At 39.9% G+C, this 17,828-nt stretch carries 17 protein-coding genes and 1 pseudogene; 8 read left to right on the top strand and 10 right to left on the bottom strand.

What is annotated here, in order from left to right; translation table 11 throughout:
* Positions 1-556: 556 nt before the first annotated feature.
* The 3 genes from cobT to T429_RS0102450 form a co-directional block, all read right to left on the bottom strand.
* On the bottom strand, positions 557-2,449 hold the full coding sequence (gene cobT, locus T429_RS0102465) for a cobaltochelatase subunit CobT (protein WP_005774234.1): 1,893 nt from the start codon (positions 2,447-2,449) through the stop codon (positions 557-559).
* 15 nt (positions 2,450-2,464) lie between these two features.
* Positions 2,465-3,445, bottom strand: a complete 981-nt coding sequence (gene cobS / locus T429_RS0102460) for a cobaltochelatase subunit CobS (protein ID WP_005774233.1) — start codon at positions 3,443-3,445, stop codon at positions 2,465-2,467.
* A 220-nt stretch (positions 3,446-3,665) separates the two neighbouring features.
* Positions 3,666-4,286: a J domain-containing protein gene (locus tag T429_RS0102450; RefSeq protein WP_005774232.1), complete on the bottom strand. Its 621-nt coding sequence runs from the start codon at positions 4,284-4,286 to the stop codon at positions 3,666-3,668.
* A 123-nt stretch (positions 4,287-4,409) separates the two neighbouring features.
* Between T429_RS0102450 and T429_RS0102445 the strand changes: the two genes are divergently transcribed.
* Positions 4,410-4,682, top strand: coding sequence for a BolA family protein (locus T429_RS0102445; protein ID WP_005774231.1), 273 nt, complete (start codon positions 4,410-4,412; stop codon positions 4,680-4,682).
* A gap of 19 nt (positions 4,683-4,701) precedes the next feature.
* On the opposite strand, the gene T429_RS0102440 is transcribed toward T429_RS0102445, so the two are convergent.
* Positions 4,702-5,670: a tyrosine recombinase XerC gene (locus T429_RS0102440; RefSeq protein ID WP_005774230.1), complete on the bottom strand. Its 969-nt coding sequence runs from the start codon at positions 5,668-5,670 to the stop codon at positions 4,702-4,704.
* 3 nt (positions 5,671-5,673) lie between these two features.
* Positions 5,674-6,495 carry a SapC family protein gene (locus tag T429_RS0102435; RefSeq protein WP_005774228.1) on the bottom strand — a complete coding sequence of 274 codons (822 nt, stop codon included), beginning with the start codon at positions 6,493-6,495 and terminating at the stop codon, positions 5,674-5,676.
* Between the two features lie 130 nt (positions 6,496-6,625).
* On the opposite strand from T429_RS0102435, the gene rimM reads away from it, so the two are divergent.
* The 7 genes from rimM (at position 6,626) to T429_RS0102400 (ending at position 12,765) form a co-directional block, all read left to right on the top strand.
* Complete coding sequence (gene rimM / locus T429_RS0102430; RefSeq protein ID WP_005774227.1) at positions 6,626-7,171, top strand: ribosome maturation factor RimM; 546 nt, start codon at positions 6,626-6,628, stop codon at positions 7,169-7,171.
* A gap of 306 nt (positions 7,172-7,477) precedes the next feature.
* A complete protein-coding gene (gene trmD, locus T429_RS0102425) occupies positions 7,478-8,176 on the top strand; it encodes a tRNA (guanosine(37)-N1)-methyltransferase TrmD (protein WP_005774226.1) in 699 nt (232 codons plus the stop codon).
* A gap of 210 nt (positions 8,177-8,386) precedes the next feature.
* Complete coding sequence (gene rplS, locus T429_RS0102420; RefSeq protein WP_005774225.1) at positions 8,387-8,827, top strand: 50S ribosomal protein L19; 441 nt, start codon at positions 8,387-8,389, stop codon at positions 8,825-8,827.
* A 486-nt stretch (positions 8,828-9,313) separates the two neighbouring features.
* Positions 9,314-9,715, top strand: coding sequence for a succinate dehydrogenase, cytochrome b556 subunit (gene sdhC / locus T429_RS0102415; protein WP_005774223.1), 402 nt, complete (start codon positions 9,314-9,316; stop codon positions 9,713-9,715).
* An 18-nt stretch (positions 9,716-9,733) separates the two neighbouring features.
* On the top strand, positions 9,734-10,120 hold the full coding sequence (sdhD, locus tag T429_RS0102410; protein WP_005774222.1) for a succinate dehydrogenase, hydrophobic membrane anchor protein: 387 nt from the start codon (positions 9,734-9,736) through the stop codon (positions 10,118-10,120).
* A 6-nt stretch (positions 10,121-10,126) separates the two neighbouring features.
* The gene (gene sdhA, locus T429_RS0102405) at positions 10,127-11,971 is read left to right on the top strand and encodes a succinate dehydrogenase flavoprotein subunit (RefSeq protein ID WP_005774221.1); all 1,845 of its coding nucleotides are present in this window, start codon (positions 10,127-10,129) and stop codon (positions 11,969-11,971) included.
* 14 nt (positions 11,972-11,985) lie between these two features.
* The gene (locus T429_RS0102400) at positions 11,986-12,765 is read left to right on the top strand and encodes a succinate dehydrogenase iron-sulfur subunit (protein WP_005774220.1); all 780 of its coding nucleotides are present in this window, start codon (positions 11,986-11,988) and stop codon (positions 12,763-12,765) included.
* 1,277 nt (positions 12,766-14,042) lie between these two features.
* Here the strand turns inward: T429_RS0102400 and virB11 are convergent.
* From virB11 to T429_RS09725, 5 genes and pseudogenes are all read right to left on the bottom strand, one after another.
* Positions 14,043-15,104, bottom strand: coding sequence for a P-type DNA transfer ATPase VirB11 (gene virB11 / locus T429_RS0102395; protein ID WP_005774218.1), 1,062 nt, complete (start codon positions 15,102-15,104; stop codon positions 14,043-14,045).
* Positions 15,079-16,221: a type IV secretion system protein VirB10 gene (gene virB10 / locus T429_RS0102390; RefSeq protein WP_005774217.1), complete on the bottom strand. Its 1,143-nt coding sequence runs from the start codon at positions 16,219-16,221 to the stop codon at positions 15,079-15,081. Before virB10 ends, virB11 begins: the two co-directional genes overlap by 26 nt.
* Positions 16,221-17,027, bottom strand: coding sequence for a P-type conjugative transfer protein VirB9 (virB9, locus tag T429_RS0102385; protein WP_005774215.1), 807 nt, complete (start codon positions 17,025-17,027; stop codon positions 16,221-16,223). The genes virB10 and virB9 overlap by 1 nt, the downstream gene beginning before the upstream one ends.
* A 13-nt stretch (positions 17,028-17,040) precedes the next feature.
* Entirely contained in the window at positions 17,041-17,742 is a 702-nt protein-coding gene (locus tag T429_RS0102380; RefSeq protein ID WP_005774214.1) for a VirB8 family type IV secretion system protein, read from the bottom strand.
* Positions 17,739-17,828, bottom strand: a pseudogene (locus T429_RS09725) (TrwH protein); the annotation flags it as partial. The pseudogene T429_RS09725 and the gene T429_RS0102380, both read right to left, overlap by 4 nt.

The following is a 17,828-nucleotide window of genomic DNA, read 5'->3' as shown; positions in this document are numbered from 1 at the left end:
GAACGAGGCTAAAAATACTTTCTTATAGACTATATTGATGTAAAAGAAACTTCAGTTGTGTGTTGTTAATTTATTGAAGTTATAAGGATATCATCATTTTGCAACATGACGAGAAGCCGCATATAACTTTTACGTATTGTAAATCTTCTTATGTTGTTTCAATCAAAAGTTTCTCTCTTGCATATGATAAGCAGGGGAAAGCCCTTCATGAATCATCTTAAATGCCAAGGTTTGTTGCGATATTAAGGGTGGAACGCATAATGATAGTATCGGTTTTCTCTTTTATGGAGCGTAAAGATGGTGGTACTGCAATATCATTCATAGGTGCTTTTGTGAAATAAACTTGGAAGTAACGTGAAATGTTTTTTAAATAGAATTATTCTTTCTAGCATTGCTTGTTATGGGCAAGAAAATGATTTTACTTGATTTAATGGGGACAGATTTGAAATAAAAGAATTTTACGGCATTTAGGATTCTTATTTAAGTTGAATAACGCTCGATGCATGATGATAAATCCATAGATTGCTGTATGGCTGATTTAAGGCGGGTTTATTTATTATAAGTTTTGTGGTGTTTTATCACTAAAAAGTGCTTCTAGTTGTTTTGTTATGGCACCTGCAAGCTCTTCGGCATTCATAATTGTTACAGCACGTTGATAATAACGGGTGACATCATGTCCAATTCCAATGGCAATGAGTTCGATGGGAGAATGTGTTTGAATTTCTTGAATCACTGCGCGTAAATGTTTTTCTAGATAATTGCTGGCGTTGACTGATAGTGTTGAGTCGTCAACAGGGGCACCATCAGAAATAACCATGAGAATGCGACGTTGTTCACGCCGTGATAAAAGGCGTTGATGCGCCCAAATTAAAGCTTCCCCGTCGATATTTTCTTTGAGTAATCCTTCTTGCATCATCAAACCTAGATTGCGGCGTGCGCGACGCCATGGGGTGTCTGCGCTTTTATAGATGATATGACACAAATCATTCAGGCGTCCAGGATGATGAGGTTTATGTTGCTCAACCCATTTTTCGCGTGACTTTCCCCCTTTCCAAGTTTTGGTGGTAAACCCTAAAATTTCAACTTTGACACCACAACGCTCAAGCGTTTGTGCCAAAATATCAGCACAACTTGCGGCAACGCTAATGGGGCGTCCGCGCATTGAACCAGAATTATCAATGAGGAGTGAAACAACCGTATCTCGAAATTGGGTGTTACTTTCCATTTTAAAAGAAAGGGGCTGCATGGGATCAATAATTAGACGTGGAAGCCGTGCTGTATCGAGATATCCTTCTTCAAGGTCAAAGTTCCAATTGCGATTTTGTTGCGCCATAAGGCGGCGTTGGAGACGATTGGCTAAACGTCCAACAATGTTTTGAAGATGATTGATTTGCTTATCAAGACAACGGCGTAAGTTATCTAACTCGTTTTCAGAACAAAAATCGGTTGCTGCCAAAATTTCATCAAATTGACGGGTGAAGATTTTATAATTGCCAAGTTTTTCCATTTGTTCTGAATCGGAAAAAAGGCGTTTGGGTTTGCTCGGCTTTTCTTGCCAAGAGTCATTTTTTTGCTCACCACTCGTTTGATCAATATCGTTTGTTTGTGTTGCTTGTGTTTTTCCTTCGTCTTGATCATCACTTTCTTGTTCTGTGCTGGTTTGTTCTTCACTTTGAGCGTGTTTTTTGTTTTTACTTTTTTCTGCTGTTTGATCTTGAGGTTCACATTCGTTTTTTAATTTTTTATTGTTTTCACTGTCAGAAGTTTCATCTTGTTGCACGGTCATTTTGAGTGTAGCAAGCATTTGGCAAACGATCTGTGCAAAAGCCTGTTGGTTATAAATATGATGCGTGAGCTCATTGAGTTGTGCTGCGGCTTTTTGTTCAAGTTCTTGGCGCCATAATTCTAAGACAGGACCTGCTTCTTTTGGGGCTGCGCGCTTTGTTATTTTTTCACGCAATAAAAGGGCTAACGCTTCTTGGATAGGGGCTTCACTTTGGTTACTAATCTTTTCATAATGGGCTCTTTTGTATTTATCGGCGAGCATGGCATCAAGGTTTTTTGCCAGCCCCTCCATGGCTAAAGTACCGATTGCTTCAACACGTGTTTGTTCGAGGGCATCAAAGATAGCCTGCGCTTCTGATTCTAGCGGAGAAAATTGCATGTGAATGCGCTTATCATGCCATGCTTTGCGCAGAGCCATGGAATCACCTAAACCACGGGTAATGGTGATATCTTTATCCGTAGCATGTTGTGGTAATTCTGGTAAACGTGCACAATTTTCGCTCAAAGATGGTCGATTATGACTAAAGGAAACTTCGAGGTGGGATGTCCCAGCAATGGCACGCATACAAGTGGAAAGAGCTTTCTTAAATGCTCCACTATCAAGTGTATTGAGGGGAGCATTGTTTGTTTGATTTTTGCTGTTGTCGTCAGGGGCGAGCGCCATAATTGACATATTCCTTTAAGACAAGACACCCTGCATGAGTGATTCGGGAAGCTCTTGTCCAAAGGCGCGTTGATAAAACTCTGCGACAGTGGCACGTTCGAGTTCATCACATTTATTGAGAAAGGTTAATCGGAAGGCTAAGCCGATATCTTGAAAAATTGTGGTATTTTCTGCCCAAGTAATGACAGTGCGTGGGCTCATGACTGTTGAAAGATCCCCATTGATAAAAGCTTGGCGGACCATATCTGCAACGTGAACCATTTGTGAAATTGTCTTTTTTCCCTCAGCTGTTTGAAAAGATTTTACCTTTGAACAAACAATATCAACCTCTTTATCGTGGGGTAAATAATTAAGTATTGTTACGATAGACCAGCGGTCCATTTGGGCTTGATTGATTTGTTGGGTACCATGATAGAGCCCTGTTGTATCGCCAAGGCCAATGGTATTGGCTGTTGCAAAAAGACGAAATGCTGGGTGAGGAGAGATAACGCGGCTTTGATCAAGTAAGCTGAGTTTACCAGAGGTTTCTAGAACACGTTGGATGACAAACATAACATCAGGACGCCCTGCATCATATTCGTCGAAAACAAGAGCAATATTATTTTGATAAGCCCATGGCAAAATGCCCTCTTTAAATTCAGTGATTTGTAAGCCATCTTTTAAAACAATCGCGTCTTTTCCTACAAGATCGATACGACTTACATGACTGTCGAGATTAATGCGAAGACAAGGCCAATTGAGACGGGCAGCAACTTGTTCAATATGTGTTGATTTGCCTGTACCGTGATAGCCGGAAACCATGACACGACGGTTAAAAGTAAAACCTGCAAGAATCGCTAAAGTTGTTTGCGGATCAAAAAGATAATCGGGATCAATATCAGGAACATGCGGGCTTTTTGTGCTAAAAGCAGGAATTTTCATATCTGTTTCAATATGAAACAAGTCACGAGCACAAAGGGTAATATCGGGTTTATTTTCAAGATTAAGATTTGTCATGATATTTCTGGCAGGGAAAGAACGCTATTTATTTCATGAGAAAACGATACAAGAGTTAGAGCATTTATGCAATGCTCTAACGAGAGCCTTAGAGATGAAGGAAGATGAGATAAAGGATGATCATTCTCAATCTATTCTATCATATTGTGTGAAGATAAGAATGTTTTTATGCAAAGAGTAATGATCTCAATGAAAATGGGTTCATACCAATGCGTATTTTTTAGCATAAACCAGATTTTTTGAGTAAATTATAAGCATGTAAAACATCGCGAAAGCGTTCTTCAGAAGCGCGATTACCCCCATTGGAATCAGGATGGTGCTTTTTTACCAACTCTTTATATTTCATCTTTATATCTTCTGCTGAAGCGTTTGCTTGTAGTCCTAGTGTATCAAAAGCTTTTGCTTCTAAGGGCTTTAATTTTCGCGAGAAATTATTGCTTGAACGCCGTTCGGTAAAAAGCGTGAAGGGATCACGCATACGATTTTGATAGGCCGCTGTTCCAGAGCGAATCTTTGCATAATTGGCCGCAGTTTTTTTCGCTGTGCCGTTGCTAAGATCTGTCGGCCATGTTGGGCGATGTCCTGTGAGCGCATCCTTTTGGAACTTTGCAATATCTTGATTGCTAAGACCAGAAAAGTAATTGAAATTTTTATTATAGGCACGCACGTGGTCAATACAAAAATGTAGATATTGACCTTCGTGATTTCGACCTGCCGGTGCCTTATGGGTTCCTGTCTTTTCACACCCTTCCCACTGACACTGTTGCACTTCTGGCTCAGATTTTTGTTTTTTATTTGAGCTTATGCGAATTGAATCGAATAATTTAGATGTTATTGCCATATTATTGGTTTATGCAAAATTGATTAATTTTACAAGAATTGACTTTTAAAAAATTTGTTTTCACACTTATTTGGTTATGAAAAAGGTGTATTCTTACACTTTCATTTTGTTAAGGAATGAAAAATGTCTATAGAAACAATCATCAAGAAAAAGCTTCAGGATGCTTTTCATCCGCAGAAACTTGAAGTGATTAATGAGAGCCATCTTCATGAGGGACATCCTCATAATGAACATGCTTTTGATGGTAAAGGAGAAACACATTTTCGCGTGAAAATTTTATCTTCTTCTTTTTCTAAGATGACGCGCGTAGAAATCCATCGAGCGATTTATCAAGTTTTACAAGAAGAGTTAGCGACTTGTGTCCATGCCTTGGCACTTGAGGTTGAAACACTTTAATTTGTTTGATGGAGCGTTTTTAAGAACGAGGATGGGCCTTTTGATAAATTTCCAACAAATGGTCTGTATCAACATGGGTATAGGTTTGTGTGGTGGAAAGACTCGCGTGCCCAAGAAGTTCTTGAATCGTTCGCAAATCTCCCCCCCGTGATAAAAGATGGGTGGCAAAAGAATGACGTAGTGTATGGGGAGTGGCCGTTTCTGGTAAACCAAGACTTGCACGTAAGTTGCGTACAGTTTTCTGAATGATAGCCGGCTGTAGGGGACCACCTCGCGCACCGCGAAACATGGGTTGGTTATCTTTTAAAGGGTATGGACAATATTTGAGATAATTTTGGACAGCTTCGTAAACAATTTTGATGAGAGGAACAAGGCGTGTTTTGCCCCCTTTTCCTGTTATGTATAAACTTGTTTTCCTAGGATCAGAAAATTGTTCTGGTGTGAGGCTTAAGGCTTCTGATATTCGCATACCACAGCCATAGAGAAGCATAAGGACAGCTGCGTTACGCGCGTTAATCCAAGGTTCGTTTTCTAGCTGATTTTCTTGTTGGACGACGTGGAGAGCTGATTGTATTGCTAAAGGTTTTGGGAGTGACTTTGGATGTTTGGGGCTTCGGATAAGCTGAGCAGCAGGAATATTGACAATTCCTTCGCGAGATAGGTATTTGAAAAAAGAACGGATGCCTGCTATCCCACGGCTTAAAGAGCGCGCACTGACATTGTTTGTACGCCGATAAGCAAGATAAGCACGCAAATCACTGACGCGTAAATGAGCAAGATCTGTGAAAGTTGGTGCTTGGCTTAAATGTTGACAGAGAAAAGACAAAAATTGCCGCGTATCACGTTCATAGGCTTGTGCTGTTTGTACGGACATGCGACGGGTTTTTACAAGATGCTCTAACCAGTTTTTCCTTGCAGTTAAAACCGCATGGTCGGCTGGAATGAGAGGGCTATTTTCATCTTTTCTCTTGTCGTTTTTTATAGGCATTATCTAGTTAAGGGTTTCTTTCTTTGTAGAGCTTTCATCGTTGATGTGACCATTCTTGTTTTCGGGTTTTTCTTCATGATTGATCAGTTGCTTTTCACCTTTGAGAGAGAGTATTTTTAAAAGATTATGCGTTGACATCAAATGTGCAAAGATTAACCCTAAAAAGCCATTTTTATGAAGTTTTGCAAGTTGGCTTGCTGATAATTTATTCAATTTTTCTTCATCAACAACCCAAAAATTTTCCAATTGCGCTGAAAGACCTTGATCGTTTTTCACATTGATTGATTTTTGACTGAGAAGATCCATTTCCACAAGAGCATCAATGAATTCAGAGGTTTTCTCCATCGCGATTTTAAAACTTTCAAGAAAACGAATACGTTCTTCCATAAAAGGAGAAATAGAGCCATCAGAATTAAAAAGTTCTGTTCCTGCGACTTCATTAAACATTCCTGACTGTTGATCAAAGCAAACGGAAAGTTCTTTTTCATTGCTAATTTGTGCTAAAACAAAAGGATAGCGACGAACAAAAGCAGGAACATAAGTATGGGTTCTCCAGCTTTTATCAGAGGCGATATAGTCATTTTCATCGTTAGAAAGGCCAACAAGGGCAGCGGAAGTATAGTGCCGTTTTTTTTGTTCATCTTCAGCGCACATAAACAAAATAGGATAGTCTAGGGCTGCTTGAAAATATTCAGTACTTGCTAAAGGAACCCAGTGCGTATTTTTGGCAAAAGACATATCACTTGGTGGCGCAAATTTTAGATTTTTATGGGAAACTTTGTTGATTGGCGTGATATCTTTGTAAAATAGCATAATATTTGCCATAAGACTTTCTCCTTTGTAATTTGTTTTTGTTACCAAGAAAGGTCTTTGGGAAAGATTGTCTTATATGGCAACAAGATTGAATAGAAATGATTAAGATTGAGGGTTCACTTTTGAGAGATAATGTTTTTGTATGAAGTATAATAAAGAAAACCTTAAAAATAAAGTCTATCTTGCCATTATTGGTATGCCTCATGGTATAAAAGGAGATGTTTTTGTTAAAATTTTAAGTGCTGAGCCACAGCGTTTCAAATCTTACGGGACTCTTTATGATGATATGGGGCGTTCTTATGAAATTGTAACTCTTCGAACACAAAAAAATAACGCGATTGTACGGTTTAAAGGGGTCGATAATCGTAATGATGCCGAGTCTTTGAAAGGGATTCACCTTTATGTAATGCGTGATCAATTGAGTGATGATTTGGGCGAGGATGAGTTTTATCAAGTTGATTTAATAGGACTGCATGTTCAAGATTGTGGGGGAAAAGTCTTAGGGGAAGTGTGTGGTTTTTATAATTTCGGGGCTGGCGATTTGCTTGAAATAGGTTTGAATACAGGCAAAAGAGTACTTATTCCTTTTAGTAAGGTGGCGGTACCAGAAATTTGTATGGATTCTGGTTTTCTTATTGTTGATCCCATGGCGGCTGGCCTGAGCAGTGGGAGAGAAAATGATCAGTAACGAAATGGCTTGAATCTAAGAAAATAAAGATGAGAGTAAAAAATAATTGGCGAATTTTGTCAATAAAAAGTGAAAAGTATGCAAAGATTAAGAGAATACTTTTGAGCAGATATTGTAAGCATTTTATCTTGAGATATTGCTGAATTTTTAGAGTCTTTTTTGAAAGTTTAAGTATGGAAAGGACCCTATTGAATAGGTCGCAGGTTAAGAAGATTCTAATTAACGCTATAGCGTTATATGGAATTGGTTTGTGTAATTTTGACTTTAAAAGAATTTGTTGAATAAAATGAGGATGAAAAAACAAAAATGAAGTTTCAGGCGCGTGTTTTAACTCTTTATCCTGAAATGTTTCCTGGTTTTTTAGGGTATTCTTTAGCAGGGCAAGCTTTAGAGCGGGGAGTTTGGTCACTGGAGACAGTGCAGATTAGAGATTTTGCTTTGGATAAACACCATAGCGTTGATGATACACCTGCTGGTGGGGGGGCTGGTATGGTGATGCGGGCAGATGTCTTGGCAGCTGCGATTGATCATTGTCCACAGGATTCGCCAAGGTTATTGATGAGTCCCCGTGGGCGGCCTTTTGATCAAGCTTATGCACGTCGTTTGGCTGGTGATTCGGGCGTAACATTGGTTTGTGGACGGTTTGAAGGCGTTGATGAGCGAGTTATAGAAGCACGGGAATTAGAAGAAGTTTCTATTGGTGATTATATTCTTTCAGGCGGTGAAACTGCCGCACTGGTTATCTTAGATGCTATTATCCGTCTTCTCCCTGGCGTGATGGGAAATAAAGCTTCTGCAAAGTGTGAAAGTTTTGAAAATGGTTTGCTGGAACATCCCCAATACACGCGCCCTTCTCTTTTCGAAGGACGAGAGATTCCGCCTGTGTTAACCTCAGGGCATCACAAAGCGATTGCAGATTGGCGTCAAAGCCAAGCCGAATTGTTAACACGTCAACGTCGTCCTGATCTTTATGTGCAGTATGATAAAAATCGTCAGAAAACTTGATTCATAGGATAAGGTGGTGTATTGCATGGCTCTCTTTTTAAGAGAATTTTGAATAAAAGGTTTTCTATAGTTCCAAAAGTAAAATGAAGGAATGGTGTATTCGCTCCTGTAATAAGGCATAGCCTAAAGAGCAACTTTTCATAGTACAAGGCTTTTTGGGTAAGAGTTGAGCGCTCTGACTGTTCGATAAAGAACATGAAGGATAAAAAAATGAATATTATCGCACAGCTTGAAGCTGAACAATGTGCAAAAATTGAAGAAAAACGCCAATTTCCAGCCTTTAAACCAGGAGATACAGTCCGTGTTATGGTGCGTGTGAGCGAAGGTACGCGGACGCGTGTTCAGGCTTATGAAGGCGTGTGTATTGCGCGTTCAGGCGGTGGGTTGAATGAGACCTTTACAGTCCGCAAGATTTCTTATGGTGAAGGGGTCGAACGTGTCTTTCCTGTTTATTCTCCTTTGATTGAAGCTGTTGAGCTGGTGCGTCGTGGTAAAGTGCGCCGGGCAAAGCTCTATTATCTTCGTGGTCTGAGAGGTAAAGCCGCCCGTATTGCTGAAAAGAGAGATTATCGAAAAAAGGGTGAAAAGGGAGTTGAGAAAGTAGAAACAGCCCCTATAAGCGCAGATATTGAAACGCACGTTGCTGAGTAAAAATTATATCGGTTAAACTTTATGCAAAAGCGGCTTTTATGCCGCTTCTTTGTGTTTTTAGTGATTCGTTTTGTCATTTAAAAGACTTGTAAAAGGCTGAGCGGGGACACAAAAATGTTTAACCTATCCAAATTTTGTCTCTTTTTTATTCTTACATAAATGGGTGAAGTGCAGGGTATCATTGCACATGTCGTGGATACTCAAACGGAATAAGTATAGTTGAAAAAATATCTGTTTATATTTGATAAAAGATGTTAGACCTTTGACGTTAAGATAAAAGTGTATTAGATTAAGGCAAGTTTTGCGGATCATATCCGTGGAGTAATCGGTTCTTTTTATGCGTGACCTTTAATCCGTTATTTGAGACAACCGACCTGTAATCGGTATCTTGAGATGCCAAACAAGTAAAAACGAGAGAGTATATTTGGTCATTTTGTGTGAACCTTCTCGTTCATTGCGGTTGCAAAAACCAGGTCAGGATATTTTATGACAGAGACAACTAGGATAAAAGAGCGCCCTCGTTCCCCTCATATCAGTATTTATCGTTGGACAATTACTATGGCCATGTCTATTGCACACCGTATTACGGGTATGGCTCTTTATGTTGGAACGGTTTTTTTTGCTGTTTGGTTAATTGCTATTGCCTGTGGCGAGGAGGCATTTAGAACAGTTCACGAAATTTATAGTTCTTGGTTTGGATTGTGTATTTTGTTTCTTTATACTTTGGCAGGGGTTCATCACATGGTTGGGGGACTTCGCCACATTGTGTGGGATCTGAAGCCTTGCCTTTTAGCAAAAGAAAAGGCAACAGTTACTGCTTGGGCAACAGTGTTTATTTCTCTTATTGTTACTTTTGCAATTTGGATTATTGGATATACCGTTGTGTAGCTGGGGGTGAAAAGAGACATGAAAAAAGATTTTCGAACGGAACTTGGAAAAGTACGGGGGCGGGGGAGTGCGCATGCAGGAACAGAGCATTTTTGGCGAGAACGTTTGACAGGGTTTATCAATCTACCGCTTTTAATCTTTTTGATTGTTCTTATTCTTTCGCTTGTGGGCAAGGACTATAGTATTGTGCGTGCAAGGCTTGCACATCCTATTGTGGCTATCTTGATGGGATTGATGACTCTTTCAGTTCTTTATCACATGAAACTTACTATGCAGGTGGTGATTGAAGATTATATTCCACGCGAAGGTTTCCGGTTATTCTTTTTAACATTAAATATTTTATTTTGTTTTTTCATGGGCGGTGTCATTATTTTTTCTCTTTTAAAAATTGCATTAGGGGGTTAAACAAATATGGCGGGTACAAGATCATCTTTGGGCGCTAAAGCAGGTAACGCCCCTTATCACACTGTAGATCATAAATTTGATGTTGTTGTTGTTGGGGCAGGTGGTGCAGGATTACGTGCAACACTGGGTATGGCAGAACAAGGATTAAAGACAGCTTGTATCACGAAGGTTTTTCCAACTCGCTCACACACGGTTGCAGCACAAGGGGGAATTGCCGCATCGCTTTCAAATATGGGACCTGACAATTGGCAGTGGCATTTATATGATACCGTGAAAGGTTCTGATTGGTTGGGTGATACCGATGCAATGGAATATTTGGTGCGTAATGCCCCTGCTGCTGTATATGAATTAGAACATTATGGCGTTCCTTTTTCCCGAACGCAAGAAGGCAAAATTTATCAACGTCCCTTTGGTGGACATACGACACAATTTGGTGAAGGTCCACCTGTTCAACGGACTTGTGCTGCAGCAGATCGTACAGGCCATGCCATTTTGCATACGCTTTATGGACAAAGCTTAAAGCATAATGCGCAATTTTTTATTGAATATTTTGCACTCGATCTTATCATGACCGATGGGGTTTGTACCGGGGTTGTGGCGTGGAATCTCGATGATGGTACAATACACCGTTTTTCTGCTAAGATGGTTGTTCTTGCAACTGGTGGTTATGGACGTGCTTACTTTTCTGCAACATCGGCGCATACCTGTACGGGTGATGGGGGTGGAATGATCACACGGGCTGGATTACCCCTTCAGGATATGGAATTTGTGCAATTCCATCCTACAGGAATTTATGGTTCTGGCTGTCTCATTACAGAGGGTGCTCGTGGGGAAGGGGGCTATTTAATCAATTCTGAAGGTGAACGCTTTATGGAGCGCTATGCCCCTTCTTTTAAGGATTTGGCTTCACGCGATTTGGTTTCACGTTGTATCACGCTGGAAATTCGTGAAGGGCGTGGCGTTGGACCTAAGAAGGATCATATTCATTTGGTTCTCAATCATATTGATCCTGCAATTTTACACGAGCGTTTACCAGGGATTTCTGAATCCGCTCGAATCTTTGCAGGGGTGGATGTCACAAAAGAACCGATCCCCATCTTGCCAACGGTTCATTATAATATGGGCGGTATTCCTACCAACTACTACGGCGAAGTTCTCAATCCAACAGCTGATTCGCCTGATCGTATTCAGCCAGGACTGATGGCAGTGGGTGAAGCGGGATGTGCTTCTGTTCATGGTGCTAACCGCTTGGGATCAAATTCATTGATTGATCTTGTGGTGTTTGGGCGTGCTGCTGCCATTCGTGCGGGGGAAGTTATTGATCGGAATGCAGAAATTCCGCCTTTGAATGAAGAAGCTGTTGACGAAATTATGGCACGTTTTGATCGTTTACGCTTTGCACAAGGAGCGATACCAACAGCTCTTTTGCGTGAAAAAATGCAACGCACCATGCAAGAAGATGCTGCAGTCTTCCGTACAGAAGATTCTTTGCAACAGGGATGCCAACGGATGAATAAAATCTGGGAGGAATTGTCTGACCTTAAAGTTACAGATCGTTCCATGATATGGAATTCTGATTTGGTTGAAACATTAGAGCTTCAAAATCTCATGGCAAATGCTATCATGACTGTTCATTCTGCGGCAGCACGTTTAGAAAGCCGTGGCGCTCACGCCCGTGAAGATTATCCAGAGCGTGATGATAAAAATTGGCGAAAACATACGCTGTCACATTTGTCAAAAGAAGGTAAGGTGACGTTATCATATCGACCTGTCCATGTGGACCCATTAACATCTGAAGCTGATGGTGGAATCGATTTAAAGCGCATTGCACCTAAAAAACGGGTCTATTAAGGGGAGAATGAAATATGGTACAAATTAAGCTTCCCAAAAATTCTCAAGTAAAACCAGGAAAGGTTTGGCCTAAACCTGAAGGTGCGACAAAACTGACAGAATTTCACGTCTATCGTTGGTCGCCTGATGATGAGGAAAATCCCCATCTGGATACCTATTATGTGGATCGTTCTGCTTGTGGTCCTATGATTCTTGATGGGCTTTTGTTCATTAAAAACCATATTGACCCGACTTTGACACTGCGTCGATCTTGCCGTGAAGGAATCTGTGGTTCCTGTGCGATGAATATTGATGGAACCAATACATTGGCTTGTACCAAAGGTATGGATGATGTAAAGCACCCCATTAAGGTCTATCCTTTGCCTTCCATGCCAGTCGTGAAAGATTTGGTTCCTGATTTAAAGCGCTTTTATGCTCAACACAGAGTCATTGAACCTTGGTTGCAAACTGTTTCGCCTGAACCTGCAAAAGAGTGGTTACAAAGTCACTCCGATCGCCAAAAAATTGATGGTCTTTATGAATGTATTTTGTGCGCCTGTTGCCAAACATCATGCCCAAGTTATTGGTGGAATGGTGATCGTTATTTGGGGCCCGCTGTTTTGCTCCAAGCTTATCGTTGGATTGCCGATTCACGTGATGAGATGTGTGGTGAACGGCTGGATAATTTAGAAGATCCTTTCCGCCTTTATCGCTGTCATACGATTATGAATTGTGCACAAACTTGTCCAAAGGGATTAAATCCAGCAAAAGCGATTGCTGAAATTAAAAAACTCATGGTTGAACGTCGCCTTTAAAAAATAACGCCTTCATGAAAGCAAAGGTTAAGGTTAGAAATAGTGTGTACCCTTAGAATTTGATCTCTAAGAGCGCATGAACCTCTTATGAGGCGATCGTAACTATGTTGTTCTAAAAGCAAAGTAATCTTTAACAATGAAGTTTTTTCTGTAAAAGCAATCCTTGCTAACTGTATGGGCTTAAAAAAGCTCATAGTGGAGTTCTCTCTGTGCAAATGGACCGATTCATAAACAGTAAAGTGGAACAAGGGAAATTGTGTTTTTGTTTTTATTAAATTCGTATCAAAATTCTCATTTTAATGCATGATTTGATTGATCATTTTTTATAAAAGAAGACTACCTTATATCAATAGAGCATAAAATCACTCTCTATTATTCTGATAGATGATATAATTAAGAGGGAGTTGTTTAAAACTGTTATAACGTCAAACGATTTGAATTTATTAGAGAGCCCAAAAGACTTTTGAGGAAATATCAAATTTATATAAGTTTAATCCTTATTTTTCAGTATAAAATACATTTCTTAATATAAAAGAGAGCTCTACAATTATTAATGATATGATTCGTTATTCTTTGTGTATTTATTTGGTTGTGCTGTAAAATACCGTCATTTGCGATGTGGTGCTTAAAGTGGTTAAAAGTTCACCTTGCTAGGCAAAGAGACAGAGAGTTAAAGATCAGTTTGGGTTGAGAAGTTTAATCCTTTGGGCTGGGGATATGAGTCCCACGTGATATGGTTAGCAAAGCTTTCTTTAGAGAAATTTGATTGTTTACAAGCTGGTATAGGATAAGAAACTTTCTTCTTCCAAGCAGGATCGATATGTCACTATACTTTTTATTCCCGAATGACATGTGATTTATAGATGCTCAATCAGAATGAGACTATAACTTATATTGGATTCTCTGTATCTGGAGATTGTTGGATTAAAAAACGTATTTATTGATCGCTTAAAATAAGCTTTTGTCTTGATCATGATAATTATTGATGATTATCAGTATCTGTTTCATGAAGTTCTTATTGATAGGCGAATCAAAGTTTATTTTTTTCTTTTGCATCAAATATACCTTTTCAAAGGATAAATAGAGAGAATGATCAAAGATAAAAGAATAAAACTTTATATGCGATTTTGTTTTCTATTCACTTGTTTTTTCTGTTCATGAAGAGTGTAGAAAATACATTGGAGAAGCAAAGAGAAGAGCGATATTCAATAAAAAGCCGTAACAATTGGTTACGGCTTTTTTTATTTGTGTACTCTTATCGAAAGCGCAAGGCTCTTTTAAGTGATTTTTGATTTAGCAAAAATCGGGTCGTAAAAAACTTCAGAAAGTTTTCTATCTTTAAAGAACAACACGACATCAACTGTTGTGTAAAGAACGAGCTTGATCATTTCTATCTCGAGTTGGCGACCAACTTCTGATCTTTTAATCAAAGTGGCACAGCGCTCAAATGTCTGCAAAGCACTGTTTGCATGTGTCGTTGTAATCGATCCAGGATGACCTGTGTTGAGTGAATTGAGATATTCCCATGCTTCATTGCCTCGTAATTCAGCAAGAAAAATTCTGTCAGGCGATTGACGCATACAGGCGTCTAAGCATTCTTCAGCTGAAACACGACCTACATTGTTACCATAAATCATATTTACGTGATTAGGATGATTGGGTAGAAAAAGCTCATGAACATCTTCAATCGTGATAATACGCTCTTCTACAGGGACTTTTTCAATGAGCGAGCGGGCAAATGTCGTTTTACCCGATCCTGTCTTACCGGCAATGATAATGTTGCGTTTGTGGAGGACACATTCTTCTAAAAATTCAAGAATTTTTCCTTCACGTTTATGTTGTAAAAGCTGAACTTCAAATGGTTCTAACCGTGTGAAGTCCTGCTTCGATAACAAGTTATTGGCTTCTTTTGCTGAAGGCTTATTAAAACTTACATCGGAAAAATCATCAAATGTCCCTTCTTCTTTAAGTTCTTGTAACGTCTTAACGATAAGGGAATGTTTACGAATCACAAAGGAAAGAGCACCATCAACCACAGCTGGCGCTTGGATAATTGTACCACGTTGTCCACCAGGCAAGAGCACGTAATTAATACTTCTGGGAGCCATTCCGTTATAAACGATAATCGCTGTAATAAGCGTTTGCAAAAAAGCTGTTGTTAACTCAGGTACGCTATGGACCTGCCACCCGTTGAAGCTTTTTGTCCATAATTCACAGGGGCGGCAGATCGATAATTCAGTGATCTTCGGATCTTCTAAGAAACGATCAAGCGGTTGCAAAAGCTGAGAAACTGCTTGATCTTTTTGTATCGGGTTAACGTGTGACGAGACTGTAGACATCGCTGAAATCCAAATCACGAGCAACAAAAATATTCACTCGTTCGCCTTGGTGTTTGTAAAGAGTTGGTGTAATATTGATCGAATTCTGAAGAACATCGGTTACGATTGATTCAGCATTATGAGCTCCTTGTGGCTGTGTTTTTTCTTTATCCTCTTTTCTACTTTTATTAATTTTACCTCTCACCCATTCTCCTAAATCTCCAATAATACTCACCATAATTGCGCCACCAAATCGCTCCCAAAAGTGTCTATCAACCCAGCCACCCATACCTGCTTCACCAAGAGGACCTGTACCAGGTGAGTCAAGATTGACAATAACTCCAGAAGGCGTTTCAATGCGTAACCATTGCACAAACACACGTGTTTGTCCTTGCTGTAAGCCACTTTGGTAAAAACCAACGACTTTAGAACCACGGTCAAGCAAAACAACACGACCACTTGTAGAATAAATATCCCGTGTTAAATGACATGTCGTCATTCCTGGTTGTGACGTGATGATTTTTGTTTCCAATGTACAGTCTATTTGCGTTCCTTGTGTAATCAAAAGATCACGGTTACGAAGTTGCGCTGCATGTGATTGACCTAAACGTACAGGTTGGAGATTTAATGCACCACTGTCATCATTCGATGTTTTATTATTTGTATCCGTAGATCCTTCACTCCCACCATTGTTAAGACTAGAACTAAGCATACGTTTACGCGCTAATTCTTCAGAATCTTGGAGCATATGTGGGGGAACGGTTGTTTGAAGAAGTTTAGCTAAGGCTGGTGAAATATCTAAGCTTGAATCTTCAGGTTGTGTTGGTTTTTCTTCTTCTACAGGTTTTGGCTCTTCTATAACCCGAGGGATATAGCTCGGTATAATTTGCTGTACCGTTTGTTGTGGTTTTTCTTCCTCCACTTCCACGGTACTACCCATTTTTAAAGCCTTCCAAGTTAGAGCAATTGGTACCGCTACTATGACAATAAGTCCTACAATTAACAATGCACGGGTCCCTGGAATTGTCGGACGATGATCTGAACCTAGTTCGGAGCTCCCATAAGCATCTTCAATATGTTTTTGCTCTATATTGTCCAGTTTTCTACCTTTTTCATCTCCTTCCTTATTGTCAAACATTATTTTCCTCCTTTATTGATACGATAAACCACCGAAGATACTGTTCCAGTTGTGTTTGGTATACCATGTGGGTCATAGGCTTCATTAAAAACAGCGAGCGCGCGTTTACCAAGTCGTATGAGCCATTTAGGATTTACTTTATGAACGGCGATAATATCATTAGAACTGCCGATAATGGTGCGTGGTATTAAGCTTTCATTCCCTTCAGCATCTACGACATAAATTGATGGCATATCCATGTTAGCGGGAAACTTGAAGTAAGTAATACGTCCATTGTCCCAAGCATTGATAGGAGCAATATCTTGATGACCGCTCATGGTGTAACTGAGATTATAACCCTTCACGCTTTGGTGAAAACCACGTTCAATGGCAAGGCGTCGGTTGTTTTCTTCTGATTTTTCATCGGTTGAATCGGGATAATGGAAAGCTAATTCATAGGTTGATCCTGCACGGTCATTTCGAAATTGCAGTCGGAATTTGTAACTCCGTTTGTCCGTTACGACGATGAGATTGGTATTGGCAAGTTCCGCTTTTGGTTTAATAAAAATATGCCGCCCTTTATGCGCGAAGGCATAGGCTTCTGAATCGCCAAAGGCATGAGTGATATACTGTTCACCTTCTTCAAGAATAATATGTGTTGCTACTCCCAGAACTGTTTCAATTTGAACCACATCAGCTTCGTTATATGTTATATAGCGAATGCGGTGATCATATTGTGAATTTGATGGACTTTTGAGTGCCTGAACAGGTCCTATATAAAGAGAAGAAAACGAAGACAATAGAACAACAAATGCGAGTTTTTTCATAACAATCAATTCCTTAATCATTCAACAGTATTTCCGGGTCAGAACGGTAACTTGTTACTTGAAAACCAAGAGGGTTAAGCAATCGATCAGATGATTTCATGGGGGCACCGACATAGGTGTAACCAATTGTTGCAATCCGGTGTTGTTTTGGTCCATTAGCAGCGCCGCTGCTATCAAGCTGTTGAGTCGTAAAACGTACAGTTGCTTGACCGAGTCCATTGGGTTGGATTGATCGCACTTTAACTGTGATACGTGCTTTGTTGGAAAGCACTTTATCCCGTGCATTTTCTCCATCATAGATTTGATAATATTCTTGCTGAACAGAAGCTGCACTTAAAAGAGCTGTTGTGTCATAGTTCAGTTGAATGGTATCGTAGTCATAAGTTTCACGGTTAAGTACATATTGGTTGAGCCAATATCTGTCTACAACTTCACCATAGCTTTCTTCGTGCTCACGCATAATTGAGATAACATCAACAGAACCCGTTGTGTTATCAACACGTAACACTAAAGGTGTAGGGGCTGGTTGGGAAAATCCAATAACGCCACATATCATACCGAATAAGCCAAAAAGACCAACAGCACTCGCTACACGCCACGCCGTTCTGCGTGACCTTATAAATTCGTTTATGAGATCTCGTTCTAGGCCACGGCTTTCTTCGTAATAACTGCTAAGTTGTTCGGCTTTCACTGGTTTTGCTTGTTTTGTTTTCATCTGTCTCCTCGCTTAATTTCGGCAGGGATTGTTTTATTAATAGGCACACGGTTCCTATCATTGGGTTGTTTGAGCTTTGGTGCTAA

It is taken from the genome of Bartonella elizabethae F9251 = ATCC 49927 (genome assembly GCF_000518165.1).
Lineage (GTDB): Bacteria > Pseudomonadota > Alphaproteobacteria > Rhizobiales > Rhizobiaceae > Bartonella > Bartonella elizabethae.
The sequence above is the reverse complement of the archived record's forward strand: the minus strand, read 5'-3'. Positions and strand labels throughout refer to the sequence as shown.